Below are 26,659 nucleotides of genomic sequence, written 5' to 3'. Positions count from 1 at the left end.
CGGTGGAAGCCGTTGCGGACCATGCCGAAGCGGTTCATCACGTGCACCGCCGAGGACCAGCCGGACGATCCGCCGGAGTCGTGCCAGCGCCGTGGCTGGCCCAGGTTGTCGGCCAGCGAGACCAGCTTGAGGATCGTCACCCGGTCGTCGCGGAACTGGTTCGCGGGGACGTGCTCGAACGCCGTCCGCAGGCTGTCGGCGTGGTTGCGCAGGCGCTGCTTGGCGGCGGCGCGGTCGTCGGCGTACAGGTCGTCGAGGGCGTAGAAGGTCACCTCGCTGGTCCAGAGCCCGATGGCGTGCGCCTGCACCACGCTCTCCGGGATCGTGGGTGCCTCGTCGAAGCGCAGATGCCGGCGATGGTTCTCCCGGTTGCCGACGTCGAGGAACTGCACTGTCGCCTCACCGGGGCCGGACGCCGTACCCTCCTGCGGGACCTGCACCTCCAGCACCACCCAGTAGGCCTCCCCGTACGCCAGGTCGGGTGCGAAGATCCGGATGCCGGTGTCGTGGGTGATCAGGTCCGGCATGGGCGCGACGTTGAACTGCTCCAGGCCGCGCCGCCCGGCGTCGCGGGCCTCCAGCTCGACCGCCCGCCGGCTGGCCGGGTCGGAGATGAGGTCGTGCCCGTACAGGTGCCAGACGGTCACCTCACCCGGTATCTCGATCTTGAGCTGGAGGTTGATCGCGGCCAGGTGCTCGCGCCGGGTCTGATCCTCGGCGAGGCTCAGCCGCACCGTGTCCGGATCGGTCACGAACGTGGACTGGCCCCCGGTCAGCCCGGCGAGCGCGTCCAGCTCCCGCATCTGCGCGTCGAAGCCGAAACCGAAGCAGGAGAGGGTGACGTCGCCCCGGGTCCGGCCGGCGATGTTGGTGCGGATCTTGATCCAGTTGGTCTCGCCGGAGGTGGGCTCTCCGTCGGAGAAGAGGTACAGGTGGCTGGCGATCGCCTCGTCCCCGCCGTGCCGTGAGAGCTCGTCGAGCCCGTAGGACACGCCCATGTTGAGATCGGTGGAGCCCTGCGGTGCCAGCCGGCCCACCAGGGTGGCCAGATCGTCGGCGGTGATGCCGGATCTGCGCGTCGCCCGCATGACGGTGCGCGCCTGGGTGTCGAACGAGACGATCCCGAGCACGTCGTCGTCGCGCAGCTGGTCGTAGAGCCCGAGGATGGCCGCCTTCACTGAATCGATCTTCTCGCCGCTCATCGAGCTGCTGGTGTCCACCGCGAAGACGATGTTGACCGGCAGCGGCGCGGCGTGCCGCCCGGCCCGGCCCGGCGCGTCGGCGGCCCGGAGGGCGATCTCCAGGAAGTGCGTGGTCCCCGGCTGCGCCTTGACGTTGCCGATCGCCGCCGTCCAGCCGTGCCGGACCGCGACCGCCGACCCGTCGGCAGGCGCGGCCAGATCGTCGATGTTGCCGGCCACGAAGTCGTCGAACCGGATCCGCTCCTGGTCGACCATGACACCCTCGTCGATCAGGTCCTTGACGCCGTGGGTGAGGCGGGTGCCGAACGCGTTGTTGCGCCGGATGAACAGACCGTCGTGCGGGAGCGGCTCGGAGCGCCCCGCCATCGGAACATTTCCGGGTCCGCCGGAGAGAACACCGCCGCCGACTCGCAGGGCTCCCACGAAGTCGGGAGGGTTGAGCGGGCTCCCGGTGAAGGCGCCGTCGATACCGCCTTCATCTGGTGCCGCATAGTCACCGGCTGATGCCTCCGTGTAGCCGCCCGGCGGAGACAGTGGGGGGTCGACGCGTCGTCTCGGTGACCGGGGCGGTGGAACCGAGGCGGGCGCGGAACCTCTGAGGACACGTCGCTGGGGCGGCTCGAAGCCCGCATCGGCCGGCTCCGCGGCTCCCCATACTCGACGCTGCGGCGCTTCGACAGTGGGGTCCGGGAAGTCGGGATCCCCTGCCGGCCGTCTCGCCGCCGGAGGCGCCGATGCGACCGGCGGTGGCGGGGCGGCTCGCCGTGCGGGCGGTGGCGGGGCGGCCCCCCGCGCCGGTGCCGGTGGCGGTGCGGCGGCCTGCTGCGCGGGCGGCGCCCCGGTGGTCAGCGGCTCGGGTCGCGAGGACTGCGCTCGCGGCTCCGGTGGCGCCGAGGCGAAGCCCTCGGAGGGAGCCGCCTTCCGGGTGAGCAGGAAGACGCCGGCACCCAGCCCGGCGGCCGCCAGGACCAGCACCAACGGCCAGGACAGCCACCCGGCGACGCCGGCGAGCACCGAGCCGGCGAGCACCAGGAGGAACACGATCAAAAGCAGAGAACGGCGGTTCATGGGCACGCTTATCACCTGATTCCGGGCGGGAGGGGGCACCGGCTGTCGAGATCGGTCGGCGTACGCACGCCGCCGTCGAACATTCCGCAGGTGCCGAGGCAGTCGAGCCACGTGTCGAGTGACGGGTCGAGGTGGCGGCTGTCGTGGTGCATCCGGCGGGCCTGGTCGCGGGACCCCGGGGTGTTCTGCAGGAGCAGGATCGTCATCTTGACAGCGACGGACGGGGCATGCCGTGGCTCGTACCCCAGTGCCTGCTCGGTGTAGGCGAGCGCGACCGGGAGGTTGCCACCGGCCAGGGCCACCCGGGCCTTCCAGTGCCAGTAGGCCGCGTTCTGCCGATCGGCGCGCGCGACCCGGTGCAGTGCCCGGTCCGCCTCGGCCACCTGCCCGCCGTCGAGAAGGGACCGCACCCGCTGCACCACACCGGACGGCGGTCCCGCAGCCGGGACGAGCCCGAACTCCTGGACGACAGTGGTCATCGGAACCGCGTACAGCACGTTTGCGGCCCGCTCGCCGGCCAGCCGGCTCCGGACCTGCTCGGTGACGATCCCGAACACGGTGGACGGCTCGGACTCGAGACGAACCGCGCTGCCCGAATATCCCTGATATTCATCCAGCGGCTGATCCACGGTGAGCTGCACCATCGCGACCTCGTGCCCGTCGGCGGCGGTGACCACCAGCCGGTCGGCAGCCGCCACCGTGCCGCTGAGCAGCGGATCGTTGTCCCGCGGCCGGCTGCCGACGATCCATCGCGCACCCACCACGGCCGTCCCGGCCTGCCACGTGGACACCGGCACGGCCGCGCCCCGCAGCAGGGCGACATCCAGCACCTCGTTGGGCGTCACGCTCTCGACCACGAACTGCGCACCGCCGGCGGTCCGCACCAGGATCTCGTCACCGGGCGCCCGCTGGGCCACCACGTGGTTCGCCGTCACCGCGACACCGCCGGCCAGCACGAAGCCACTGCCGGCGAACGCCCACTCGCGGTCGGACGGGGATCTCAGGAGAATGCGGCAGTCGGTCACGCGGCCCATCCGAACCGTTCACAAGGGAATCGGATCGGAAATCTACCAAAATCGCGCTACCACGTTCCACGAATTGATCTTCGATTGTCGGTCGCCGATACGACAGTCGAACAGCGTGACCTACCGCTCGCGGACCCGTTCGGCGATCGCGTGGCCGAGCTCGGCCGTCGTACCCCTGCCTTGAAGGTCGGGGGTGAGCGGCGCCTCGCCGGGTCCCGCCGCCAGCACGTCCTCGATGGCGCCGAGCAGGTGTGCCGCCGCCTCGGGGTGGCCCAGGTGGTCCAGCATCATCGAACCGCACCAGATCTGGCCGACCGGGTTGGCGATGCCCTGCCCGGCGATGTCCGGGGCGGAGCCGTGCACGGGCTCGAACAGGCTCGGGTGATCACGCTCGGGGTTGATGTTGGCGCTGGGTGCGATGCCGAGCGTGCCGGTGCAGGCCGGGCCGAGATCGGAGAGGATGTCGCCGAAGAGGTTGCTGGCGACGACCACGTCGAACCAGTCGGGGTGCAGGACGAACTGGGCCGCCAGCGCGTCGATGTGGAACTTGTCGACGCGGACGCCGGGGAACTGCTCGCTCATGGCGGCCACGCGCTCGTCCCAGTAGGGCATGGAGATCGAGATGCCGTTGCTCTTCGTCGCGGATGTCAGGTGCTGTTGCGGGCGGCGTTTCGCGAGCTGGTAGGCGTACCGGAGAACTCTGTCGACGCCGACCCGCGTCATGATGGTCTCCTGCAGCACGGTCTCGCGCTCGGTTCCCTCGAAGATCCGCCCGCCGACGCTGGAGTACTCACCCTCGGTGTTCTCGCGGACGACGACGAAGTCGATGTCGCCGGGCCCGCGCCCGGCGAGCGGGCTGCGGACGCCCGGCATGAGGCGGCAGGGGCGAAGGTTGACGTACTGGTCGAAGGTGCGCCGGAAGCGCAGCAGACTTCCCCACAAAGAGACATGATCGGGTACGACCGACGGCCACCCGACAGCTCCGAAGTAGATGGCGTCGTAACCGCGCAGCGTCTCCTCCCAGTCGCCGGGCAGCATCGTGCCGTGCTGCTGCCAGTAACCGGCGCTGGCGAAGTCGAACAGCTCGAACTCTAGCCGCAGGCCGAACCGATCGGCCGTGGCGCCGAGCGCCTCCAGCCCGGCCGGGACGACCTCCTTGCCGATGCCGTCGCCGGGGATGACGGCGATGCGGTGGGTGCTCATCGGTCCTCCCTCAACGCTGCCAGTCCGCCCTGGGAGTCCTCGATGGCGATGCGCTCGGCGGCGGCCGAGTCGCCGGCTCGCAGGGCCCGGACCAGGGCGCGGTGGCTGGTCCAGCGCTCCAGGCCGAACGTCTCGTCCGCGGCGACCCGCCGCAGCAGCAGCTCCCGCCGCCGCGGCCGGGAGAACACCCGGCTCTGCTCGAGCATCCGGATGAGGACCGGGTTGTGGGCGCAGGCGTCCACCGCGTCGTTGAACTCCTGCATGGTGTCCAGCAGGGCGGTGAGGTGGCGGTCGGTGGGTTCTCCCTGGTGGCGGCGTGCCTTGAGCAGGATCAACAGGTCGTCGGCCCGGTCGAGGATCGCGTCCAGGGTGTCCAGCTGGCCGGCGGTCGCGTGCCGGGCGGCGAACCGGGCGACGAGGCCTCGCAGGCCGACCTCCACCTCCGCGAGGTCGTCGATGGCGGCGTCGCGGATCGCCGCCACCAGCACCGTGCGCGGCCCGATCCGCTCGATGAGCCCGTCGAGCTCCAGCCGGCGCAGCGCCTCGCGGACCGGGGTCGGGCTGATCGCCAGCCGCTCGGCCATGCCGCGCTCGGTCACCTTCTCGCCGGGGGCCAGCTCACCGGAGGCGATGGCGGTGCGGACATGACGGTACGCCTGATCAGCGAGCGTCTCGGTGGCTGTCATGACCGAACTCTAACGCATGCCATGGCAAATCAACTTGCAACTGTTGACGATTTTGCTACAGCAAAATAGCGTGACGCCCGACACGTGGAGGCGACATGGCCGAGGTAAGGATCCGCGACGACGCGGTGTCGTACCGGAAGATCACGTTCTTCATCGCTCTCGCGCTCTTCGCGCAGGAGTCGACGTGGAACTTCTATGACAACCAGGTGCCCGCGCTGCTGCGAGAGCACGTCACCAGCGCGGCGCTCGTCGGGCTGCTGATGGGCATGGACAACCTGCTGGGGATCTTCATCCAGCCGTGGATCGGCAACCGGTCCGACAACACCCGGACACGGTGGGGCAGGCGCATCCCGTACCTCGCGGTCGGTATGCCGCTCGCGGCACTGATCTTCATGCTCCTGCCATGGGCCACCTCGGCGGTCACGCTGGTCGCGGTGATGGTCTGCTACGCGCTGGTCGCCAACACCATGCGGCCGCTCGCCGAGTCGCTCGTGCCGGATTTCATCGCACCGGAGCGGCGCGGCCGGACCAACGCGATCGTCAAGATCGCCACCTCGCTCACCATCATCGTGGCGTCGCTGATCAGCCTGCTGGTGGTCGACGACCACCCGCGCGCCGCGTTCGTCATCCCGGCGGTGATCATGCTGGCGGCCACCGCGGTGCTGATCGTCAAGCTGCGCGACAGCCGGTCCCGGGGCTACCGGGAGGCGGTGGCCGAGGACGCCGCCGCCGGACCGGCCGAGACCACGGTGTCGTTGCGGCAGGTGATCGTCAACCTGGTCACCGACAGCGATCGCCGGCGGGTCCTGCTGCTGCTCACCGTCTTCCTCTTCGGCGCCGCGTGGTTCGCCTCGCGGTCGCTGATGACGCCGTACGGCATGGAGGCACTCGGGCTCACCCGCGGCGAAGCGGGCGGGCTCACGCTGCCCAGCGGTGTCGCCTACCTGCTCGCCGCCTATCCGGCCGCGCTCCTCGCCGAGCGGTTCGGCCGGCTCCGGATCATCGCCGTCGGCATGACCGTCTTCGCCGCGGCGCTCGTCGCCGCCACGCTCGTGCGGACACCCACCGCTACCGTCGTCCTGCTGTGCATCGGCGCGGCGGGTGCCGCCGGCTTCGCGATCAACGCGGCGGTCGCGCTGTGGAACCTGGCACCCTCCAGCCGGATGCTCGGCACCTACACCGGCCTGTACGCGGTCACCTGGTACCTCGGCGGGTTCGCCGGGCCGGCGCTCGTCGGCGCCGTGGTCGACCTGACCGGCTGGGACTGGATGCTGCTCGCCACCGGCGTCCTGGCCGCTTCCGCGGTGGTCGTCGTCCAGCGGCTCGGCCGCCTGCAACGGGAGGCAGCGACATGAGGATCCTGATCACCACCGACTATCTGGTACCGGGGGACGAGGTCGACACGTACCTCACCGGGCTGGGCTTCACCACCCGGCACGACCCGATGCGGGGACCGCGCCGGGCCGAGGAGCTGATCGCGGCCCTGGCGGGCGTGGACGGCGCGCTGATCGCCAACGAGCCGATGACCGAGCGCGTGCTGCGGGAGTCGCCGAGCCTGCGGGCCGTGGTGCGCACCGGCGTGGGGTACGACTCCGTCGACGTACCGGCCGCCACCCGTCTCGGCATCAGCGTCAGCAACCTGCCCGGGATCAACAGCAACGCGGTGGCCGAGTACACGATCGCGTTGCTGCTGGCCCAGGCGCGCGGCCTGGTGCCGATGGCGGCCGGCGTCGCGGCGGGCGGATGGCCGCGCCGGGACGGGTACGAGCTACGCGGCAAGACGCTCGGACTGATCGGGCGCGGAGCGGTGGCCCAGCGGGTCGCGCCGCTCGCCGAGGCGTTCGGCATGACCGTCCTGAGCACCGCCGGCGTGAGCCTCGAAGTGCTCCTCGCCGAGTCCGACTTCGTCAGCATCCACACCGCGCTGACCGACCGCACCCGGCACCTCCTCGACGCCGCCGCGCTGGCCCGGATGAAGGCGGGCGCCCACCTGATCAACACCGCCCGCGGCCCCATCGTCGACGAGGCCGCCCTCGCCGACGCGGTCCGCTCCGGCCGGATCGCCGGGGCCGCCCTCGACGTGGTGGAGACCGAGCCGCTCCCGGCCGGCAGCGTCCTGCGGGGTGTCGACGGCATCACCGTCTACTCCCACATGGCCGGGCAGACCGAAGAGGCCCGCCGCAACTCCGGGATGGAAGGCGCCAGGGAACTGGTCGCCGCGCTCGCCGGCCATCCGGCCACGCCTGTGAACGCTTCGAGATGAGGACGACCATGACACCCGATTCCGTACGCATCCTCGTGCCCACCGGCATGCTGGGCGGCGGATTCCCGCCCGAAACCGTCGAACGCGGCCTGGCCCTCGGCGCCGACGTCATCGCCGTCGACGGTGGCTCCACCGACTCGGGTCCCTACTACCTGGGCTCCGGCATCGCCAAGACCGCCGCCGCCGCTGTCGCCCGGGACCTGCGCGTGCTGCTGCGCGCCGCGGCCACGGCGGGCATCCCGCTGATCGTCGGCTCCTGCGGCACCAGCGGTACCGACTCCGGCGTCGACTGGGTCGCCGGCATCACCCGCGCGATCCTCGCCGAGGAGGGACTGAACCTGCGGGTGGCCACCATCTACAGCTCCCAGCGGGCCGCCGACCTCGACCTCGGCCGCGTCCACCCGCTGCCACCGGCCGGCCCCCTCGACCCGGCGGTCCTGGAGAGCTGCACGAACATCGTCGGGATGATGGGCCACGAGCCGATCGCCGACGCCCTGGCCCGGGGCGCCGACGTGGTGCTCGCCGGGCGTGCCACCGACACCGCGGTGGCCGCCGCCTACCCCCTGCTCAAGGGCATGCCGGCCGGGCCGACCTGGCACGCCGCCAAGATCGTGGAATGCGGCGGCCAGTGCACCACCAACCCGCGCGCCGGGGGAGTCCTGGCCACCATCGACGCCACCGGCTTCACCATCGAGCCCCTCGACCCGGCCGTCGCGTGCACGCCCACCTCGGTCGCCGCGCACATGCTCTACGAGACGGTCAACCCGTTCTCGATGCGCGAACCGGCCGGCACCATCGTGGTCACCGACGCCGTCCACCGCGCCCTCGACGACCGCCGGGTACGCGTGGAGGGCTCCCGCTTCGAACTCGCCGCCCAGCACACGATCAAGCTTGAGGGCGCCCGGATCGCTGGTTACCAAACCATGTCGTTCACCGCCATCCGCGACCCGCACATCCTCGCCCAGATCGACACGTGGGCGGCCCTGCTCCGCAAGATGATCACGTCGTGGGTGGCGGACACGCTCGGCACCATGGACTACTCGTTCGACATCCGGCTCTACGGCCACGACGCGGTCCTCGGCGCCCTCGACCCGGCCACCGGCCCGGCCCGCGAGGTGGGCGTGATGCTGCTGGTCCAGGCGGCCGACCAGCAGACCGCCACGGCCGTCGCCAAGGTCGCCAACCCGTTGATGCTGCACCTGCCCACACCCGACATGGACCATCTGCCGAGCCTGGCGTTCGCCACCTCACCCGCGGAGACGGAGCGGGGCGCGGCGTACGAGTTCGTGCTCAACCACGTCGTCGACGTGGACTCGCCCGGCAGCCTGTTCCGCACCGTTCTGTTCCGCACCGTTCTGGAGGAGACCCGCGATGCCTGAGACCGTCGCCGACCTGGCCCTGGAGGTCAGATCGAAGAACGCCGGCCCGTTCTGGGTGACGATGGAGATCTTCTGCCGGGATGCCGGGGGGTACACGGTGGTGGCGGATCCCTCGTTCCTGGACGCGCGGGTGATCGCGGGCCTCTACGGCGTGGACGCGGAGGGCGTCCAGATCTTCCGGATCCCGGAGCTGAACGTCGTGAAGATCTCGTTCCCCCGGCCGGTCTCCCAGGGCAGCCTCCATGACCGCGACATCCACGCCGGCCAGCATCACGTGCCGCTGGCGCTCCATCCGATCCCGCCCCGGCCCCCATCGTTGCCGGGTTGAGCCGGCTGCCTCCCAGTGCCGTCCCGCGGCGCCCGAGGCAGCACCCACGGCCGGCCGGTGGCTTCGTGCGGACCCCGGCCCGAACCCCGCCCGGCCGGCCGCTTGCGGTAGCGCTCACCTATCGGTGATCATGATTGTTCGGGGGAGGGGTGGGCGGTTGTCGCGATGGCGGTTCGGTCGTAGTCCACAATGGCGGGTCCGCACCCTGGTCATCGGTGGCCTGCTGCTCGCCGTCTCAGCCGGCATGCTGGTGGCGGCCCGGTCCGCGAAGGGCTTCACCAGTGACCTGCTGCTGAACCTCGGTTCCAGCCTCGTCCTCGCCGCCGTCTCGTACCTCATCTTCGACCCGATCTTCGACGAGGCGCGTAAGGCCCGGGTCGAGGAGCACGAGCGTTTCGACCAGGCCACGTTCATCGACCGGATGCGCGAGACCCACCGCAACATCCGGATCCTGGACACCTGGACGATCCTGCTGGAGGGCCGGGCCCGCGCCCGTACGTTCACCGCGATGCGCGAGGCCCTCGACCAGGGCGCGACCATCCGGGTGCTGCTGCTCGACCCGAGTTCCGCCGCCGCTCAGCAGCGCGCCGACGAACTGGAGCGGCGGCAGATCGACGTCGCCGCTCACATCATGGACAACCTGCGGCACCTGCACGTCTTCCGCGAGCAGCTCGACGGCCACGACCTGCGGGCGCGGCTCAAGGTCTGTGTGTACGACGCGTCACCGTCGATCCAGCTCTACCAGTGGGACGGGCGTGCGCTGATCTCGTTCTTCCCGATCGGCAAGGTGTCGTTCGACGTACCGCAGCTCGAGGTCGACATGGCCAGCCCGTGGGGCCAGTTCGTGGACCGGCGGTTCGACGAGCTGTGGGACCACGGCGATCATATTCGGACGCTGGACCGGTACTGGCGGCTCACGGTGACGCTCACCCACGGCGGGAAGCGCCTGGACGCGGTGCCGGTGCCCTACGTCAGCACCGACGACGCGGTCTACGTCGACGGCACCGGCGACCTCGCCAACCGGCTCGCCGCCCGGGTTCTGCACACGCAGGGTGAACCGCCGGCCGGCGAGGGGCTGTTCGGCGCGCTCGCCGTCTGGCCGCCGCGCCGGACCGGGCAGCAGACCCGCGAGTTCGATCTCGTCCGTCTCGACGAGCGGCAGACACCGGGCCCGGCCGAGGTGCTCGCCCTCTTCGACAAGAAGTACAGCGGCTACCCCGAGGCCCGGCGCGACGAAGTGTTCCTGCTCCGGCTGAACTGAGCCCGGGCCGTCAGCCGGCGTACATCCCGCTGATCAAAGACTGCCAGGTCATCGGCCCGACGACGCCGTCGACGGTCATCGCCGGTTCGTCGTGGTGGTGCAGGAAGTCCTGCCAGTCGAGGACCGCGGCCTCCGTCGTCTCGCCGAAGATGCCGTCCACGAGGGGCGCGTTGTCCGGGTCCTCGGACTGGTTGCGGTACTGGAACTCCTCCTGCACGGACTTCACCGCGTCACCCTGGTCACCGCGGCGGGCGGTGACGACGAGCGCTTTCCACGTCTGAGGACCCACGATCCCATCCACGATCAACTTCTTTTCCTTCTGGTACGCCCGGACGGCCGCATCCGTTTTCGGACCGAAGTCCCCGTCCACGACCACGGAGTGCCCGCGTGCTCGCAGCTGATACTGCAGGCTCGGCACCGGGTGTGCCTTGTGGCCCTTCCGGATCTCCGGCCACGGCTGCAACGCCATTGTGATCATCTCCTCCTGAGAAACGGCAACGCCATCGTCACTCCGGGTGGAGGCCGGCCCGATCACTCAGTCGCGGTGCCGACAGCCGGTTGGCACGCGCGATGCTGGACAAGGCCCACGAGGTTGCCCTCGGTGTCGCGCACGAACGCCTGAACCTCCTCGGTACCGGCCGGCCCGAGCACCCCGTCGCGGTGCGTGAAGATCACGTGCGGCTCACCCTCGACCGGCGTCCCGGCGGCGCGCAGCCGCTCCACCGTGGCTTCCACGTCGTCGACGAGGTAGTAGTGCAACGCCGACGGCGCACCCCGCTCGAGCAGCAACCGCTGCCCGTCCAGATCGAAGAAGACCAGCCCCGGCGGATCGAACGACGCCACCGGCGCCGCACCGAGCAGCCCCGCGTAGAAGGCGGTGGCCCGCGGCAGATCCGCGGCGAACTGGGCGATCTGTGCAGCTCTCACGGCCGGCACTCCTCGGACGGGGAGACCCGGCGGGGCTCGCCGAGCCTTCGAGGGCTTCGATCGTACTGTGATTGACTTGCCTGTATGGTCTTGTGCCCGCTCCCGCCCGCGCGAGTGAACCGTGCGCGCGAGTGAAACGGTCCGCGCGAGTGAGACGGTCCGCGCGAGCGAGACTGTCCGCGGGAGTGAAACGGTCCGCGGGAGGGGGACGGTGACCGCGGGCCCGGCCGCGGCCACCCGGCCGCACAACCGCAAGCAGCTGATCGTCGAGGCGGCCGGCCAGGTTTTCAGTGAGCGCGGCTACCACGCGGCCTCCATGGAGGAGATCGCCGCCGGGGTCGGCATCAGTGCTGCCGCGCTCTACCGGCACTTCCCGAACAAGTACGCGCTGTTCGCCGAGTGTGCCAACGTCATGGTGGACCGGCTGGTTGCCGCACTCGACGAGTCGCCGCCCGAGGCGAATTTGCGGGAGGTGCTGGCCGCTCTCACCAGGGTCACGGTGGCGCATCGCGCGTCGGGTGGGCTGTACCGGTGGGAGGCTCGCTATCTGGGGCGGGAGGATCGCCGCCAATTGCGGGGCAAGTTCGCGCACGTCGTGGGGCGGGTGACCGACCTGGCGAGGCGGGAGTACCCGCTGCCGGACGAGCGGCTGCGGGCGGTGGCGGCGCTCGGCGCGATCGGGTCGATCACCATGCATCACACGTCGATCGCGCAGCGCCGGGTGGAGGAGCTGTTGCTGGCCTCCGCGACGCGGGTGGTGGCGACCGATCCGGCGGCGGCCGCGGGCAGTGCCCGTACCGTCGAACTGCCCGCCCAGCCTGTGCCGCGCACGCGGCGTGCGGAGATCCTGGCCGCGGCCGTCCCGTTGTTCGCGCGGGACGGCTTCGCGACAGTGACGAACGGGCAGATCGCGCAGGCGGTGGGGCTGGCGCCGTCGGCGATCTACCGGCACTACCCCGGCAAGGTCGACATCCTGGTGGCCGCGTGCCTGCAAGCCGGGGGACTGCTGGCGCAGGCGGTGGACCGGAGCCTGCGGCAGGCGGCCGATCCGCGTCAGGCGGTGGTGGCGCTGACCGCGGCGTACGTGGCCTACAGCTTCGAGCACAACGCGCTCACCAGCGTCGCCGAGGCGGAGATCGCGGGGCTGCCGGCCGACCTGCGGCGGCCGTTGATCCTCGCGCAGCGTGAGCACATCGCCGTCTGGGAGCAGCAGCTGCGGTCGGCCCGGCCGGAGCTGGACGGGCGCCAGGCGCGGCTGCTGGTGCACGCGGGGTTCGGCGTGGTGGTCGAGGCCGGGCGCGCCCTGCGCTGGCAGGACACGCCGGACCACCGGGATGCGGTGACCGCGCTGGTCACCGGAGCGCTGACGCTGTGAGAACCGGCGCTATCCGGGCCGGTTCCCGGTCGGGATCGTGATCGGGGTGTAGGTCGCCGACGTGCCGTTGTTGAGGAACAGCATCGCCAGGCCGCGCACGAACTGGTCGAACAGGGAGAACCCGTTCGGCATGATCGGCGAGAGCCCTTCGCGGAACGCGACGTACGCCGGCCAGCCGACCTCGATCAGGCCCCGTGCCGCGAAGTCACGCGGCAGCCTCAGCCAGTCGCCGATCCGGTCGCTGAGCAGGTAGCGGGCGAACTCCCGCTGGAAGCCCTTGGTGACGCCCAGATCGATCGACGAGGTCAGCCCGAGCAGGATGCCGGCCAGGTCGATGCCCTCACGTGTCGGGGCGAGCAGGGGGGTCAGCGCGTACGCCGACTGCTGTTTCGCCGCCGCCCAGGTCGCGGGGATGAAATCGTCGCGCACGCCGAGCAGGTGCAGCGCGACCTGCCACATGTGCAGGAAGGCGTCCTCCTCGGCGGCGGACATCCGGATGCCCCACGACTTGAGCTTGCCGTGCACGAAGGTGCCGAGGCTGTGGAACGTGATCAGGATGTCGCCGTTGCTGATCGGCAGGAAGTCCTGGTCGTCGGTGACCGCCCGCCAGGCCGGTGACCGCGGCAGCAGGTGCCGCACCGCGGCGTGCGTCAGGCGCGTCTTGTTCGAGGTGACCACGAAGTGGCCGGTGGGCTGGAAGGCGTCGACGGCACTGAGGTCGTAGCCGTACGTGAAGGTCTTGGCCGCCCGCGCCTTCATGTCGGCGCCGCCCTCGGACCAGTAGACGTTGCGGGCCTCGCGCGGGATGACGGTGCTCATGATCCCGCTGCCGAGCCCGTAGAGCAGGAACAGGTACATGCTCATCCGCTTGTTGAACTGGGCGGCCCGGTTCAGTTTCGCCCGGTCGGCCCACGACGGCAGGGTGTTGACCTGCTGGAGGTAGGTGGTGAGGGCGGCCGGGATGCCCGCGGGCAGCGGGTCGCCGTTGGTGACCCACGCGCCGAAGGCCGTGTTGACGGCCGGGATCTGACCGTTCTCCAGGAGGGAGGCGACGAGCGGGTCGGTGGCGTCGTCCCACACACCCCACGGGTCGGTGACCGTGTCGGTCGCGGCGATCGAACCGGCGGACGACCACGCCCACGCCGGGGACGGCGCCGCCACGCCTGCCAGGCCGAGCGCGGCGCCGAGGGTCAGGACGCCTCGTCTGCTGAGATTCTGCATTCGCTTACCTCACTCCTGGTCGGACCGTACAGGCATCTTCGATCGACATCGATATGTGATTTCTCGTTAACATAGCGGGGCACGGCGGCTCGCGGCAAGGTGCGCGGCGGAGATAGCGGTTCGGTGTCAGCCCTGGTGATCAACGTCGATTGCCAAATACGGTCATCGATGGCCGCCGGGCCGCGTTCCGACAAGGAGGTCAGGACATGAGCACCAGGAGCAGGCCGCGGATGATCGCCGCGCTGGCCGCCGTCTCCCTCATCGCCGCCTGTTCCGGCAACGGCGGCGGTGGCACCGGGGGCGACGGCGGGAACTACCCGGAGCAGAACATCACCATCGTCGTGCCGTTCAGCGCCGGCGGCCCGACCGACACCGTCACCCGGATGATCGCCGACCCGATGGCGGCGGCACTGGGCGGCAAGATCGTCGTCCAGAACGTCGAGGGCGCGGGCGGCACGGTCGGCGCCGGTCAGGTCGCCCGGGCCGAGCCGGACGGATACACGGTGCTGATGCACCACATCGGCATGTCGACGGCGCCGGCCCTCTACAAGGACCTCGGCTACCAGCCGCTCGAGGACTTCGAGACGGTCGGGCTGGTGACCGAGGTGCCGATGACCGTCGTCGCGCGCAAGGACTTCGAGCCCGCGACGTTCCAGGACCTGGTGACCTACGTGAAGGCGAACGCCACCAAGGTGACCCTCGCCAACGCGGGCATCGGCGCCGCGTCCCACCTGTGCGGCCTGCTGTTCCAGTCCGCCGCCGGCGTCAAACTGCAGGAGGTTCCCTATCAGGGCACCGGTCCCGCGCTGACCGACCTGGTCGGTGGTCAGGTCGACTTCATGTGCGACCAGACCACCAACACCAGCGGGCAGATCGCCGCGGGCAAGGTCAAGGCGTACGCGGTCACCACGCCGGAGCGGGTGAAGAGCCTGGCCGACGTGCCCACCACCGCCGAGGCCGGCATGCCGCAACTCGCGGTCAGCGTGTGGCACGGCCTCTACGTGCCGGCCGATACCTCGCCGGAGATCGTGCAGAAGTTGTCCGGCGCGCTGAAGACAGCCCTCGCCGACCAGGCGGTCATCGACCAGATGGCCAAGCTCGGCACCGCACCGGTCACCGCCGCGGACGCCACCCCCGAGGCGCACCGGGCACAACTCGACGAGCAGCTCCAAACCTGGGCCAAGGTGATCGCCGACGCGGGCGTGAAGGCCTCCTAGGTGCAGCGTCGGCGGTCTCTCCCGGACGTGCTGGCCGGGGGAATCTTCGCGCTGATCGGTGGCGTGTTCGTCGCGGGGTCCCTCGGCTACGACCGGGGGACCCTGTTGCGGATGGGCCCCGGCTACTTCCCGCTGCTGGTCGGCGTGATCGTGACGGTTCTGGGCCTGGCCGTCGTGGTCAAGGGGCTGATCGCCGGCGAGCGGATCCCGTTCGAGAAGGTGCCCTGGCGTGCCGTGGTCCTGATCGTGCTGGCCGTCGCCTTCTTCGGCTTCTTCGTCCGGCGGCTCGGCTTCGTGCCGACCTCGATGGTGACCGCCCTGCTCACCGCGTTCGCCAGTGAACGGGTGCGGCCGCTGACGGCCATCGCGGTGGCCGCCGGGCTGACCGTGGCCGCCACCCTGATCTTCGTCGTCGGGCTCCAGCTGCGCATCCCGCTGTGGGGCTGGTGATGGACCTTCTCGACAATCTCGTGCTGGGCTTCTCCACCGCCCTGCTGGTCCAGAACGTCCTCTACTGCTTCGTGGGCGTGCTGCTCGGGACGGCGGTCGGCGTGCTGCCCGGTATCGGCCCGACCGCGACGGTGGCGATGCTGCTGCCGATCACCTTCAACTTCGAGCCGGTGACGGCCCTCATCATGCTGGCCGGCATCTACTACGGCGCGCAGTACGGCGGCTCGACAACCGCCATCCTGATCAACCTGCCCGGTGAGTCGTCGGCGGCGGTCACCGCGCTCGACGGTCACGAGATGGCTCGCCAGGGCCGGGCCGGTCCCGCGCTCGCGGCCGCCGCGCTCGGGTCGTTCTTCGCCGGTACGGTGGCCACCGTCGTGCTCGCCGTCGCCGCACCGCCGCTGGCCGAGGTGGCGCTGCGGTTCGGCCCGGCCGAGTACTTCTCGCTGGTCCTGCTCGGCCTGATCGTGTCGATCGCGCTGGCCAGGGGCTCCGCACTGAAGGCCCTGGCGATGATCGCGCTCGGCGTCCTGCTCGGCACGGTGGGACAGGACATCTACACCGGCGCGCCCCGGTTCGTTCTCGGCCAGCGTGAACTGTACGGCGGCATCGACTTCGTGTCGGTCGCCGTCGGCATGTTCGGCATCGCCGAGATCCTGCGCAACCTGGAGAACGAGCAGACCCGCGCGGCCGTGATCACCAAGGTGACGCACCTGTGGCCGACGGCCGAGGACCGGCGCCGGATCGTCGGCCCGATCCTGCGGGGCACCGGCCTGGGCGCCGCGCTCGGCGTGCTGCCCGGCGGGGGCCACGTGCTCGCCTCGTTCACCTCGTACGCCGTCGAGAAGCGGGTCTCCAAGCGGCCGCGGGAGTTCGGGCGCGGAGCGATCGAGGGGGTGGCCGGCCCCGAGTCGGCGAACAACGCCGCCGCCCAGACGTCGTTCATCCCGCTGCTCACCCTCGGCCTGCCCGCTCACCCGGTGATGGCGCTGATGGTCGGTGCCTTCATCGTCCACGGCATCACGCCCGGACCGAACGTGATCAACGAGGAACCGGCACTGTTCTGGGGCCTGATCGCGTCGATGTGGATCGGCAACGTGCTGCTCGTGCTGCTGAACCTGCCGCTGATCGGCATCTGGGTACGCCTGCTGCGCATCCCGTACCAGGTGCTCTTCCCGATGATCGTGCTGTTCGCCGTGGTCGGCACCTACTCGCTGAATTTCAATGCGTACGACGTCTACGCGATCGCCTTCTTCGGCGTCCTGGGCTACGTGCTGATCAAGTGCGGCTGCGAGCCGGCGCCGCTGCTGCTCGGCTTCGTCCTCGGCCCGCTGCTCGAGGAGAACCTGCGGCGGGCGCTGATCATCTCCCGCGGCGACCCGTCGGTCTTCCTCACCCGGCCGATCTCCGCGGTGCTCCTGGTGCTGGCCCTGGCGGCCCTGGCCGTCACCGTTCTCCCGGCGATCCGCAGGCGGCGCGAGGTCGTGTTCGCCGAGGACGAGTGAGCCGGGGACTATTTCCAATGGATTTCCAAAGTTTCTTGACAGTGTCGCCGGTGGCCGTGAGGCTGAAGATCACTTACCACGCGTCCACTGTGTTCCCGGGGAGTACGCATGAGGGTGTTGGCTGTCGCCGGCGCGTTGCTTCTGCCGATCGGACTGCTCGCTGTCCCTTCCCCGGCGAACGCCGTGGGTAAGGCAGGCAGCTTCGCGTCCTCGTTCGAATCCGGCGATCAGCAACCCGCCGCCAGTACCACCGAGACCGGCCCGGTGCAGGGCAACCTGACCGGATCGATCCGCACCGGCCTGCCCGGCAGCGTGCTCGACCGGGTCGACGCGGTGACGGCCAGCGCCGAGAACCCGCCGAACGAGGTCGCCGGCAAGCTGCGGGACGGCGACTCGTCGACCAAGTGGCTGGCGTTCAGCCCGGCCGGCTGGGTCTCCTACCGGCTGGCCGCGCCGGTGGCCGTCGTGAAGTACTCGCTGACCTCCGCCGACGACGCGCCCGGCCGTGACCCGAGGGACTTCACGTTCCAGGGCTCCGCCGACGGTGCGACCTGGACCGACCTGGACAGGCGGACCGGTCAGAGCTTCGGCGGACGGTTCGCCACGAACACCTACAGCTTCACCAACACGACCCCGTTCACCCACTACCGGCTGAGCATCACCGCGAACTCCGGCGACTCGCTGATCCAGCTCGCCGACTGGGACATCAGCGACGGCTCCGACGTCCGGCCGCCCGCCACCCCGATGGTCAGCGTGGCCGGATCCGGCCCGGTACGAGGCGCCAACATGCTGCCCAGCGCCGGGTTCAGCGGTGTCGCGTCGCTGCGGTACGCCGGCGCCGCCATCACCACCGGACGCTCCTACACGACGAACAAGCTCTTCGACGTGAACATCCCGGTCGGCCCGAAGTCCCGGCTCACCTACAAGATCTTCCCCGAGTTCACCGGTGCCGACGGCCAGTACCCGTCCACGTACGCGGCGATCGACCTGCACTTCACCGACGGCAGCTACCTCAGCCGGCGCTCACCCGCCGACCAGCACGGCAACACGCTCACGGCCGCCGGCCAGGGCACGTCGAAGGCGCTCTTCACCGACGAGTGGAACGCCGTGCAGTCCGACCTCGGCGCTGTCGCGAGCGGCAAGACGATCGACCGGATCCTGCTCGCCTACGACAACCCCGGCGCCACCGCCGCCACCCGGTTCCAGGGCTGGATCGACGACATCGCCGTGGTGGGCACGCCGGCCGTAATCGACGGCTCCACTCTCACCAACTACGTCGACACCCGCCGCGGCACCAACTCGTCCGGCTCGTTCTCCCGGGGCAACAACCTGCCGATCACGGCGCTGCCGAACGGCTTCAACTTCCTCACCCCGGTCACCAACGCCACCTCGAACTCCTGGGAGTACGAGTACCAGCGGGCCAACAACGCCGCCAACCTGCCGATGCTCCAGGGACTCGCGATCTCGCACCAGCCCAGTCCGTGGATGGGCGATCGGAACCAGATGTCGATCATGCCCGTACCCGAGGGTGGGTCGTTGACCGGGCAGCCGCGCGATCGCGCGCTCGCCTACCGGCACGACGACGAGATCGCGCGGCCCGATCTCTATCGGGTCGCCTTCCAGAACGGCCTGAAGGCGCAGATGTCGCCGACGGACCACGGCGCCATCATGCAGTTCGACTACCCGGCGGGCAGCGAGGGCAGCCTGGCCCTGCACAACGGCACCTTCACGATCGGCGCGGACGGCGCGCTCACCGGCTGGGTCGACAACGGCAGCGGCCTGTCCGCCGGCCGCAGCCGGATGTTCGTCGCCGGCACGTTCGACCGCGCCCCGGCCAGGACGGCGGCCACCTCCGCCACCTTCGACATCACCGCGAACAAGCAGGTGACCCTGCGGTTCGCGACGTCGTTCATCTCGGTGGACCAGGCACGGCGCAACCTCGACCTGGAGGTCACCGGCCGCGGCTTCGAGCAGATCCACGCTGCCGCCACCGCCGCCTGGAAGGACCGCCTCCAGCGGGTCGAGGTGCGCGGCGCGACCGAGACGCAGCTGGTCACCCTCTACTCGAACCTGTACCGCCTGAACCTCTACCCGAACTCCCAGTCGGAGAACACCGGCACCGCCGCGAGCCCCCGCTGGCAGTACGCCAGCCCGGTGTCGGCGCCGGCCGGCACGTCGACACCGACCGCCACCGGGGCGAAGATCGTCGACGGCCAGATCTACGTCAACAACGGCTTCTGGGACACCTATCGCACCGTGTGGCCGGCGTACTCGCTGCTCTACCCGGACATCGCCGCGAAGATCGCTGACGGGTTCGTCCAGCAGTACCGCGACGGCGGCTGGATCGCCCGCTGGTCGTCGCCGGGATACGCCGACCTGATGACCGGTACCAGTGCGAACGTGTCGCTCGCGGAGGCGTACCTCAATGGGGTCAAGCTTCCCGACCCGCTCGCCGCCTACGACGCGTCGGTCAAGGACGCGACCGTCGCCTCGGGTCGCGGCGCGGTCGGCCGCAAGGGCATCGAGACGTCGCTGTTCCTCGGCTACACGCCGACCTCGACCGGCGAATCCGTGTCCTGGGCCCTTGAGGGCTTCGTCAACGACTACGGCATCGGCAACATGGCCGCCGAACTGGCCAGGGACCAGGCCACCCCGCGGGCGAGGCGCGAGCAGCTCAAGGAGGAGTCACGCTACTTCCTGGAGCGCGCCCGCAACTACGTCAACCTCTACGATCCCAAGACCGGCTTCTTCCAGGGACGCGACGCCGCCGGCAACTTCCTGGCCGGCAACCCCCTCGACTGGGGCGGCGTCTACACCGAGACCAACGGCTGGAACTTCGCCTTCACCGCACCCCACGACGGCCAGGGCCTGGCCAACCTGCACGGCGGGCGCAAGGCGCTGGAGAAGAAGCTCGACGAGTTCTTCGCGACACGGGAGTTGGCCGACCGCCCCGGCGGTTACGGCGGCGTCATCCACGAGATGCTGGAGGCACGCGCGGTCCGGATGGGCCAGCTCGGCATGAGCAACCAGCCGTCGCACCACATCCCCTACATGTACGACTACGTCGGCGCACCGTCCAAGACGCAGGCCCTCGTGCGGGAGATCCTTCGGCGCCTCTACGCCGGCAGCGAGATCGGGCAGGGCTACCTCGGCGACGAGGACAACGGCGAGATGTCCGCGTGGCACCTGCTCAGCTCACTCGGCCTCTACCCGCTCCAGGTCGGGTCGCCCGAATGGGCCATCGGATCGCCGCAGTTCACCCAGATGACCGTTCACCGCCGCACCGGCGACATCGTGGTCAAGGCACCCAAGAACAACATCAGGAATGTGTACGTCCAAAGCGTCACGGTCAACGGACGGTCCCACCACGGGGTCTCCCTGGACTCGTCGGCCCTCGCCCGCGGCGGCACCATCGAGTTCCGGATGGGCCCGAAGCCGTCGTCGTGGGGCACCGGCTCGCGTGACGTACCGGAGTCGCTGACCAGGGGCACCGAGGTGCCGAAGCCGTTGCAGGACACCACCGGTCCCGGTCTCGGCACGGCGACCGCCAGCGGTGGGCAGGACGCGGCGAAGCTGTTCGACGACACGTCGGCCACCCAGATGACGTTCACCTCGGCGACGCCGCAGATCACCTGGGCGTACCGGGGCAGCAAGCAGGCGCCGACGTACTACACCCTCACCTCGGGTGCCGCCGCCGGCGACCCGGCCGACTGGAAGCTGCAGGGCTCCCGCGACGGCATCACCTGGACCACTGTGGACCGCCGCAGCGGCGAGGTGTTCCCCTGGCGCAACCAGACCCGCCCGTTCCAGATCGACAGGCCCGGGCGCTTCGCACAGTTCCGCCTGGTCGTCACGAAGACCACCGGCGCCGCCCAGCCGAACCTCGCCGAGATCGAACTGCTGGCCGGCGGTGACGTCCAGCTCGGCGGCGGCGCCGTCACGGTGACCGGCGCGGCCGAGGTCCCGGCCCGCTCCGGCGCCGCGGTGTCGGTTCCGCTGGCCACCGTCACCGGTGGTTCCGCGGAGGGCTACGAGGCCACCGTCGACTGGGGTGACGGCTCGCCGGTCAGCGCCGGCACCGTCGCCCTGAGCTCGCGAGCCGTCTACCGGGTGAGTGGCTCCCACACGTACGCGAAGCCCGGCTTCTACCAGGCCGCGGTCACGGTGACCGACGGGACCAGCCAGGATGCCGCCACTGTCGGCGTCGACGTGGCCTACGCTCCGGAGTCCGGCCTGACCGCCGCGTTCGACACCGTCTGCATCGGCGACGAGGGTGTGCTCGGCGCCAACTGCGACGCGAAGAACTGGGCATACTCCCGGACCGCCCTCGCGGCAGCCGGCGTCACCCAGGGCAAGCGGGTCACCGTGCCCGGGACCGCGCTGGGATTCACCCTGCCCGCCACCCCGGCCGGGCAGCCCGACAACGCGATCGGCAACGGCCGGACGATCGCGCTCGACCTGCCGTCCGACGCCACGAGCATCTCGTTCATCGGCGCCGGCACCCAGGGCAACCAGAGCACCACCGGCACGGCGACGTTCACCGACGGCAGCACCGCGGCCCTCCCGATCCAGATGAGCGACTGGACCCTGGGCGGCAACGCCAACGGCACCCCGTCGTACGGCAACGTCATCGTCGCGAAGAACGAGTACCGGCTGCGGGGGACCGATCGGGACAGCGCCCAGCCGTTCCTGTTCGCCACCGCGCCGTACCGGATCCCGGAGGGTAAGCGGCTGGCCTCGGTGACCCTGCCGGTCCAGTCCGGTGACCCGGGCTCGGCGGGCCGCATCCACGTCTTCGCGGTCGCCGACGACGGCACGCCCCGGGCCTCCTTGTCGCTGGCGGCCGGGCCTGACCAGACGGCTACCGCGGGGCAGGCGCTCGCCGCCCAGCTCGGTGCGGTGACCGGTGGCGTTCCCGCCTACCACGCCCGTGTTCAGTGGGGGGACGGCACGGTTCCGCAGGACGCCACGGTTGACGCGGCCGGGGTGATCAGCGGGAGCCACACCTACGCTCAGCCCGGCGTCTACACGGTTCACGTCACCGCCTGGGACGCGCTGTCGAGCATCACCGCCACGCTCGCCGTGACGGTGGGTCAGGCAGCCTCGGCGGCGACGGTGACCACCACTGTCCCGCCGGCCTCGCAGCCGGACCGGCCCGCATACGACCCCGAGGTGTCCCTTTCGGTCACCTCCGGACCGCGCGGCACGGCGATCACCGTCGACGGCTCCGGGTTCGCGCCCAACGAGACCGTCACCGGCACGCTCGGCGCCGGTCCGGCCGTCACCCTGCGTGCCAACGCCGACGGCATCGTCTCCGGCGCCACCGTCAGCGTGCCGGGCACCGCGGTCCCGGGTCCCGCCGCCCTCACCCTGACCGGCACCGACTCCGCGACCACTGTCGAGCAGCCCTTCACCGTCACCGGCTGAGTCCCGGGTGGACAACCGGCCGTCGCCGGTTGTCCACCCCCGCCTCGGGTGACCAGGACGTCACCGTCGAACGGTGCAGGAGGTCACGGCGGTCGCGCCCGGGTCACTCTCCGACCTGACCTCGACCGCCACCGCCCGCACGCCCTTGACGTAGACCTCGACCGAGGCCGGCTGACGGCCCGCCACCCCGACGACTGCCCGGGGCAGCACTGCCCCCGGCGCCGAGATCCGGAAGACGTCGGCGTTCCGGCTGGTGTTGCGGATCGGAATCGTGCACCGAGCCCAGCCGGACGGCCCGGGGCGAGCGGTGGCCGACGAGGCCCGCACACCGCGGGTGGACGGCCCGGCGCCGTCGAGCGAGCGCACCGCGACCTCGTACGAGAGCACGCCGTGCCGGTCCCGCCGCCGGTCGAGGACGTAGAAGTGCAGCCGGTTGGCCGTGTCCGCGTACTCGAACTGGCTGCCCGAGCCGGTGCCGGCGTGGAACAGCGCGTCGGAGAGCTGCCGGTAGTCGCCGATGGTCATCTTCTGCGGCGTGCCGTCCGGCAGCACGAAGTCGACCTTGTCGATGTCCTGCGGATTGGCGTCGACGGTCCAGATGAACGGCGCGGCGTCGGCGTTCTTCGTCTTGGCGAGCAGCACGCCGGAGTCCGGGGTGAACGAGTCGAAGCCCATCCGGTCGACCACTTCGAGCGTGTAGTTGTTGTATCCGCCGCCGTCGCAGTACGGATCCGTCGCGGTGTTGCAGGAGGGGCTGCGGTCGCCGCCGTCCAGGGTCACATTGATGCCGGCCAGCCGGCGCCCGGCCGGGTCGACCGCGCGCGCCGTCACCCGGGTCACCACGACGCCGGACTGGGCGAGCGCGTCGCGGGACAGCTTGAGCACCGCGGCGTCGTCGACGATGCCGAGCTTCATCTTGTTGCGCAGCATGTGCTGCGCGCCCATCGAGGAGCCCGCGGTCCCCGGGATCAGCCACCGGCTGTGCGGTCCGCCGGGGCCGTTGAACGTGCCGCGGCTCAGCATCTCCCACGGCCCGCTGTAATCGCGGCGCGCCGGCACGGAGTACGGGTTGTTGTAGTTGTCGCCGATGCCGAGGATGTGGCTGAACTCGTGCGCGTACGTCGACATGCCCGAGCTCTCCGCCTGCAGCGAGCTGCCCTGGGTGGCGTTCGGCCAGATGTTCGCCGAGGCCTGCCAGGACGTCCACTCGACGTAGCGGGTCGCGTTCCAGTTCGGCAGTGACTCATCCGGCGGGCCGAACTCCTCGCTGACGTCCTCCTTGGTGGTGAACTTCATCTGGCCGAACTCCTGCCAGGTGGCCGACTCGTCCTGGCCCGCCGAGAGGAAGAACACGAAATCGTACGAGGCCGCCTCCTGCTTGCCGACCGCGGCGATCCAGGCCGCGCGGGCGTCGGCCCGCAGATCACGCCCGCACACGTCGTCGCCCGGGCAGCCCAGGCCGCGCTGCATGGAGCTCTCGATGCCGTACTCGTGACTCTCGTGCGGCATCTGGTAGACGCCGAACGCGCTCAGGTCGATGCCGAAGCGCCCGTTCGAGTCCTCCATCCAGTACTCGTGGATGGTGTGGCCCCGGTTGAGCGCGCCCGGCTTGTTGAGGAAGTCCCGATAGAACGCCGGCACCTCGGAACGGTCCAGATTCTCGACGCCGGACGGGTTCCCGTAGATCGTGGAGTTCGCCGGCTGGGTGACCACGAACGGCTGGTTCGGGTAGTCGAGGAGCACCAGGGCGCCGTTGAAGGTGCGTTCCGAGCCGCGCACCGCCGGGTCGGCCCAGTCGGTGCCCGGCACAGCCCGGTAGTCGTCCCAGGTCATCGTGTCCGGCAGCTCGTAGCGCTGGGGGTCGATCGGCTGCGGCGCGCCGGCTGGGTGCCCCAGTGCGGACACCTCGTCGACCTGCCACGGCTGCGTCTGCGGCCAGTGCCGCATCCGCCACGGTGTTTCCGGATCTCCGCCGGGCGGCGCGGCGGTCGCCGGTGCGGCGTTGAGGGCGCCGGCCACCACCAGCGTCGCTACGGACAGTGCCGAGAACAGCCGTCGCCCCGTCGTCATGGCGTCATCCTGGCAAGGCTATTGACACCAATCAATGGGGCAAACGGCCGACCCGGCTCACTCCACAAGGAACGGCAGCACGCTAGCGTCAGGACGGCAGAGATCCCGGTCGATTCATTGGAGGTCAAGTGAGTCTACGCAGACGGGCAACATTCGTCGCGATGATCACGGTTGCCGCTCTCGCGGCAGGTGGAGCGGCGACCGCCGCCGCTGCCGCGCCGCCGGCCGCCCCGGCGGGCGTCACCCACGAGGAGAACCCCCGCGTACCCGAGGGCGCGGTGTGGACCGAGGCCTACTTCCCATCCGCCGACAACAGTGGCGTCGAGCTCCACGCCGACGTCCTGCGGCCGGCGAACCTGCCGGCGCGCGCCAGGACGCCGGTGATCCTCGCCGTCAGCTCGTACTTCAGCCACGCGGGCCAGACCGGGCCGGAGGGCTGGACCCGGACCGGCCCGTCCAGCCGGTTCGCGGACTTCACCAGCGGCACCGGCCTCTTCGCCCGCGGCTACACCTACGTCATGGTCGACCTGCGTGGCTTCGGCGGGAGCACCGGCTGCCTCGACTGGGTGGGCCCGGGTGAGCAGGCGGACGTGAAGGCCGCGATCCGGTGGGCGGCGACGCAACCGTGGTCGACCGGCAAGGTGGGCATGTACGGCAAGTCGTACGACGCCGTCACCGGGCTCGTCGGCAACAATCTGCGTCTCCCGGCGCTGAAAGCCGTCGTGGCTCAGGAACCGGTGTGGAACATGTACAACTACCTGTTCAGCAACGGGGTTCCGCGGCCCAACGTGACCGGCACCCCGAACGCCTACAACGGCATCGCCACGATGGCGCCGCTGCCCGATGACACCGCCCGCTACCAGGCCAACGCGGCGTACGAGCAGAGCCACCCCGAGTGCCTCGCCGACAACCTCACGAACAACAACAATCCCGACCTGGGCTCGTCCTACTGGCGCGCCCGCAACCTCGCCGCCCAGGCCAGAGGCACGAACACCCCGCTCTTCGTCACGCAGGGCTTCATCGAGAACAACACCAAGCCCGAGGACATGGAGGAATTCCTCGACAACCACCACGGCGTCGAGCGGGGCTGGCTGGGGCAGTGGGAGCACGTCCGCGGCAACGAGACGAACGATCAGGGCCAGCTGCTCATGGGCCGCGCCGGGTTCTTCGACGAGGTCATGCGTTTCTACGACCGCTACCTGAAGGGCGCCCGGCCGGCGGTCCAGGATCCGGCCTACGCCATCGAGGACAACACCGGCGCGTGGCGCGCACAGCGCACCTGGCCGGCGCCGTCGTCGAACACCACGGCGGCGCTGTCGAACGGAACGTACGTCGACGACGGCATCGCCTCGACGCTGAACGTGCCCGCCGGCCAGCAGTGGGACATGGAACACTTCACCGATCCCGCCCCGCCCGCCGGTCTGCGTCTCGCACCTTTGCCGGCGGCCGCCGACGCGCACAGCTATTTCAGCTTCTCCACGCCGGTCACGTCCCGGCTGCGGATCACCGCCACCCCGCGGATCACGCTGAACGCCGGCGCGCTGGGCAACGTCATGGTGCGGCTGTGGGACGTCGCTCCGGACGGGACCGCGGTGATGTTCGACGAGAACGTGGCGCTGATCGAACGAGCGGGCCGCGTCGCGTTCGACCTGAAATCCACGGACTGGACCTTGGAGGTGGGCCACCAGCTGGGTGTGCAGATCGGGACGATCGGCAGCGCAAGCTGGCGCGACACCCCGAGCGGCAACACGATCGAGGTCACCCGCGCGCGGCTGAACCTCGCGCTGCAGAACCCGCGGCTCGACGTGCCTACCCAGGGCGATCGGTCGCCGTTCCTCGACACCTACCTGAGGCAATACACCCGCACGCTCACCGGCGTCGGCGAGGGAACCTTCCCGCTCGCCCTGCGCCAGCGGTCCTGACGAGCCGCCACCGCGTGGACTGCCCGGCCGCCCGACCGGCCGGGCAGCTGCCACATCACGGCATGAGCGCTCCCGGGCGGCCCGCCTGGCTGGCGCTCAGCGTCGTTTTTCGCGGCCGGAGCCACCCCTG

The 26,659-nt window shown here is 70.5% G+C and carries 19 protein-coding genes; 11 read left to right on the top strand and 8 right to left on the bottom strand.

Annotated features, from left to right (window positions below; genetic code table 11):
• The 4 genes from ACFQV6_RS14420 to ACFQV6_RS14405 form a co-directional block, all read right to left on the bottom strand.
• On the bottom strand, positions 1-2,270 hold a 2,270-nt coding region (locus tag ACFQV6_RS14420; protein WP_378027960.1), incomplete at its 3' end, for a VWA domain-containing protein.
• Positions 2,271-2,281: 11 nt separating this feature from the next.
• A complete protein-coding gene (locus ACFQV6_RS14415; RefSeq protein ID WP_378027959.1) occupies positions 2,282-3,295 on the bottom strand; it encodes a trypsin-like peptidase domain-containing protein in 1,014 nt (337 codons plus the stop codon).
• Positions 3,296-3,415: 120 nt separating this feature from the next.
• The gene (locus ACFQV6_RS14410) at positions 3,416-4,498 is read right to left on the bottom strand and encodes a tartrate dehydrogenase (RefSeq protein WP_378027958.1); all 1,083 of its coding nucleotides are present in this window, start codon (positions 4,496-4,498) and stop codon (positions 3,416-3,418) included.
• On the bottom strand, positions 4,495-5,184 hold the full coding sequence (locus ACFQV6_RS14405; protein ID WP_378027957.1) for a GntR family transcriptional regulator: 690 nt from the start codon (positions 5,182-5,184) through the stop codon (positions 4,495-4,497). The genes ACFQV6_RS14410 and ACFQV6_RS14405 overlap by 4 nt, the downstream gene beginning before the upstream one ends.
• A 95-nt stretch (positions 5,185-5,279) precedes the next feature.
• On the opposite strand from ACFQV6_RS14405, the gene ACFQV6_RS14400 reads away from it, so the two are divergent.
• From ACFQV6_RS14400 to ACFQV6_RS14380, 5 genes are all read left to right on the top strand, one after another.
• A complete protein-coding gene (locus ACFQV6_RS14400; protein WP_378027956.1) occupies positions 5,280-6,539 on the top strand; it encodes an MFS transporter in 1,260 nt (419 codons plus the stop codon).
• Positions 6,536-7,447 carry an NAD(P)-dependent oxidoreductase gene (locus ACFQV6_RS14395; RefSeq protein ID WP_378027955.1) on the top strand — a complete coding sequence of 304 codons (912 nt, stop codon included), beginning with the start codon at positions 6,536-6,538 and terminating at the stop codon, positions 7,445-7,447. Before ACFQV6_RS14400 ends, ACFQV6_RS14395 begins: the two co-directional genes overlap by 4 nt.
• An 8-nt stretch (positions 7,448-7,455) precedes the next feature.
• On the top strand, positions 7,456-8,826 hold the full coding sequence (locus ACFQV6_RS14390; protein ID WP_378027954.1) for an acyclic terpene utilization AtuA family protein: 1,371 nt from the start codon (positions 7,456-7,458) through the stop codon (positions 8,824-8,826).
• Positions 8,819-9,154 carry a DUF4387 domain-containing protein gene (locus ACFQV6_RS14385; RefSeq protein WP_378027953.1) on the top strand — a complete coding sequence of 112 codons (336 nt, stop codon included), beginning with the start codon at positions 8,819-8,821 and terminating at the stop codon, positions 9,152-9,154. Before ACFQV6_RS14390 ends, ACFQV6_RS14385 begins: the two co-directional genes overlap by 8 nt.
• 157 nt (positions 9,155-9,311) lie before the next feature.
• Positions 9,312-10,415, top strand: coding sequence for a hypothetical protein (locus ACFQV6_RS14380; protein WP_378027952.1), 1,104 nt, complete (start codon positions 9,312-9,314; stop codon positions 10,413-10,415).
• Between the two features lie 10 nt (positions 10,416-10,425).
• Here the strand turns inward: ACFQV6_RS14380 and ACFQV6_RS14375 are convergent, their stop codons facing one another.
• The gene (locus ACFQV6_RS14375) at positions 10,426-10,884 is read right to left on the bottom strand and encodes a peptidoglycan-binding protein (RefSeq protein WP_378027951.1); all 459 of its coding nucleotides are present in this window, start codon (positions 10,882-10,884) and stop codon (positions 10,426-10,428) included.
• Between the two features lie 62 nt (positions 10,885-10,946).
• Positions 10,947-11,342, bottom strand: a complete 396-nt coding sequence (locus ACFQV6_RS14370; protein WP_378027950.1) for a VOC family protein — start codon at positions 11,340-11,342, stop codon at positions 10,947-10,949.
• Between the two features lie 211 nt (positions 11,343-11,553).
• Between ACFQV6_RS14370 and ACFQV6_RS14365 the strand changes: the two genes are divergently transcribed.
• A complete protein-coding gene (locus ACFQV6_RS14365; protein ID WP_378027949.1) occupies positions 11,554-12,717 on the top strand; it encodes a TetR/AcrR family transcriptional regulator in 1,164 nt (387 codons plus the stop codon).
• A 9-nt stretch (positions 12,718-12,726) separates the two neighbouring features.
• Here ACFQV6_RS14365 and ACFQV6_RS14360 read toward each other — a convergent pair whose 3' ends face one another.
• Positions 12,727-13,938: an oxygenase MpaB family protein gene (locus tag ACFQV6_RS14360; RefSeq protein WP_378027948.1), complete on the bottom strand. Its 1,212-nt coding sequence runs from the start codon at positions 13,936-13,938 to the stop codon at positions 12,727-12,729.
• A 206-nt stretch (positions 13,939-14,144) separates the two neighbouring features.
• Between ACFQV6_RS14360 and ACFQV6_RS14355 the strand changes: the two genes are divergently transcribed.
• The 4 genes from ACFQV6_RS14355 to ACFQV6_RS14340 all read left to right on the top strand — a co-directional run bounded on the left by ACFQV6_RS14355 (position 14,145) and on the right by ACFQV6_RS14340 (position 22,537).
• Positions 14,145-15,155, top strand: a complete 1,011-nt coding sequence (locus ACFQV6_RS14355) for a tripartite tricarboxylate transporter substrate-binding protein (protein WP_378027947.1) — start codon at positions 14,145-14,147, stop codon at positions 15,153-15,155.
• Positions 15,156-15,605 (top strand): tripartite tricarboxylate transporter TctB family protein, encoded by a 450-nt coding sequence (locus ACFQV6_RS14350; protein WP_378027946.1) that lies wholly within the window; start codon positions 15,156-15,158, stop codon positions 15,603-15,605.
• A complete protein-coding gene (locus tag ACFQV6_RS14345) occupies positions 15,605-17,110 on the top strand; it encodes a tripartite tricarboxylate transporter permease (RefSeq protein WP_378027945.1) in 1,506 nt (501 codons plus the stop codon). Before ACFQV6_RS14350 ends, ACFQV6_RS14345 begins: the two co-directional genes overlap by 1 nt.
• 108 nt (positions 17,111-17,218) lie before the next feature.
• The gene (locus ACFQV6_RS14340) at positions 17,219-22,537 is read left to right on the top strand and encodes a GH92 family glycosyl hydrolase (RefSeq protein ID WP_378027944.1); all 5,319 of its coding nucleotides are present in this window, start codon (positions 17,219-17,221) and stop codon (positions 22,535-22,537) included.
• Between the two features lie 60 nt (positions 22,538-22,597).
• Here the strand turns inward: ACFQV6_RS14340 and ACFQV6_RS14335 are convergent, their stop codons facing one another.
• Entirely contained in the window at positions 22,598-24,607 is a 2,010-nt protein-coding gene (locus ACFQV6_RS14335; protein WP_378027943.1) for a M6 family metalloprotease domain-containing protein, read from the bottom strand.
• 128 nt (positions 24,608-24,735) lie between these two features.
• On the opposite strand from ACFQV6_RS14335, the gene ACFQV6_RS14330 reads away from it, so the two are divergent.
• The gene (locus ACFQV6_RS14330) at positions 24,736-26,529 is read left to right on the top strand and encodes a CocE/NonD family hydrolase (RefSeq protein WP_378027942.1); all 1,794 of its coding nucleotides are present in this window, start codon (positions 24,736-24,738) and stop codon (positions 26,527-26,529) included.
• Positions 26,530-26,659: the final 130 nt, after the last annotated feature.

The sequence above is a fragment of the Actinoplanes sp. GCM10030250 genome (assembly GCF_042666575.1).
In the GTDB taxonomy this organism is placed as follows: Bacteria; Actinomycetota; Actinomycetes; order Mycobacteriales; family Micromonosporaceae; genus Actinoplanes.
Note: the sequence above shows the minus strand (reverse complement) of the source record. Positions and strands in the feature narration are given on the sequence as shown.

Coding starts and splice junctions, on each gene's coding strand:
- ACFQV6_RS14395 (WP_378027955.1), top strand. CDS start 6,536: ATGAGGATCCTGATCACCACCGACTATCTGGTACCGGGGGACGAGGTC.
- ACFQV6_RS14405 (WP_378027957.1), bottom strand. CDS start 5,184: ATGACAGCCACCGAGACGCTCGCTGATCAGGCGTACCGTCATGTCCGC.
- ACFQV6_RS14335 (WP_378027943.1), bottom strand. CDS start 24,607: ATGACGACGGGGCGACGGCTGTTCTCGGCACTGTCCGTAGCGACGCTG.
- ACFQV6_RS14360 (WP_378027948.1), bottom strand. CDS start 13,938: ATGCAGAATCTCAGCAGACGAGGCGTCCTGACCCTCGGCGCCGCGCTC.
- ACFQV6_RS14375 (WP_378027951.1), bottom strand. CDS start 10,884: ATGGCGTTGCAGCCGTGGCCGGAGATCCGGAAGGGCCACAAGGCACAC.
- ACFQV6_RS14345 (WP_378027945.1), top strand. CDS start 15,605: ATGGACCTTCTCGACAATCTCGTGCTGGGCTTCTCCACCGCCCTGCTG.
- ACFQV6_RS14340 (WP_378027944.1), top strand. CDS start 17,219: ATGAGGGTGTTGGCTGTCGCCGGCGCGTTGCTTCTGCCGATCGGACTG.
- ACFQV6_RS14410 (WP_378027958.1), bottom strand. CDS start 4,498: ATGAGCACCCACCGCATCGCCGTCATCCCCGGCGACGGCATCGGCAAG.
- ACFQV6_RS14390 (WP_378027954.1), top strand. CDS start 7,456: ATGACACCCGATTCCGTACGCATCCTCGTGCCCACCGGCATGCTGGGC.
- ACFQV6_RS14385 (WP_378027953.1), top strand. CDS start 8,819: ATGCCTGAGACCGTCGCCGACCTGGCCCTGGAGGTCAGATCGAAGAAC.
- ACFQV6_RS14355 (WP_378027947.1), top strand. CDS start 14,145: ATGAGCACCAGGAGCAGGCCGCGGATGATCGCCGCGCTGGCCGCCGTC.
- ACFQV6_RS14400 (WP_378027956.1), top strand. CDS start 5,280: ATGGCCGAGGTAAGGATCCGCGACGACGCGGTGTCGTACCGGAAGATC.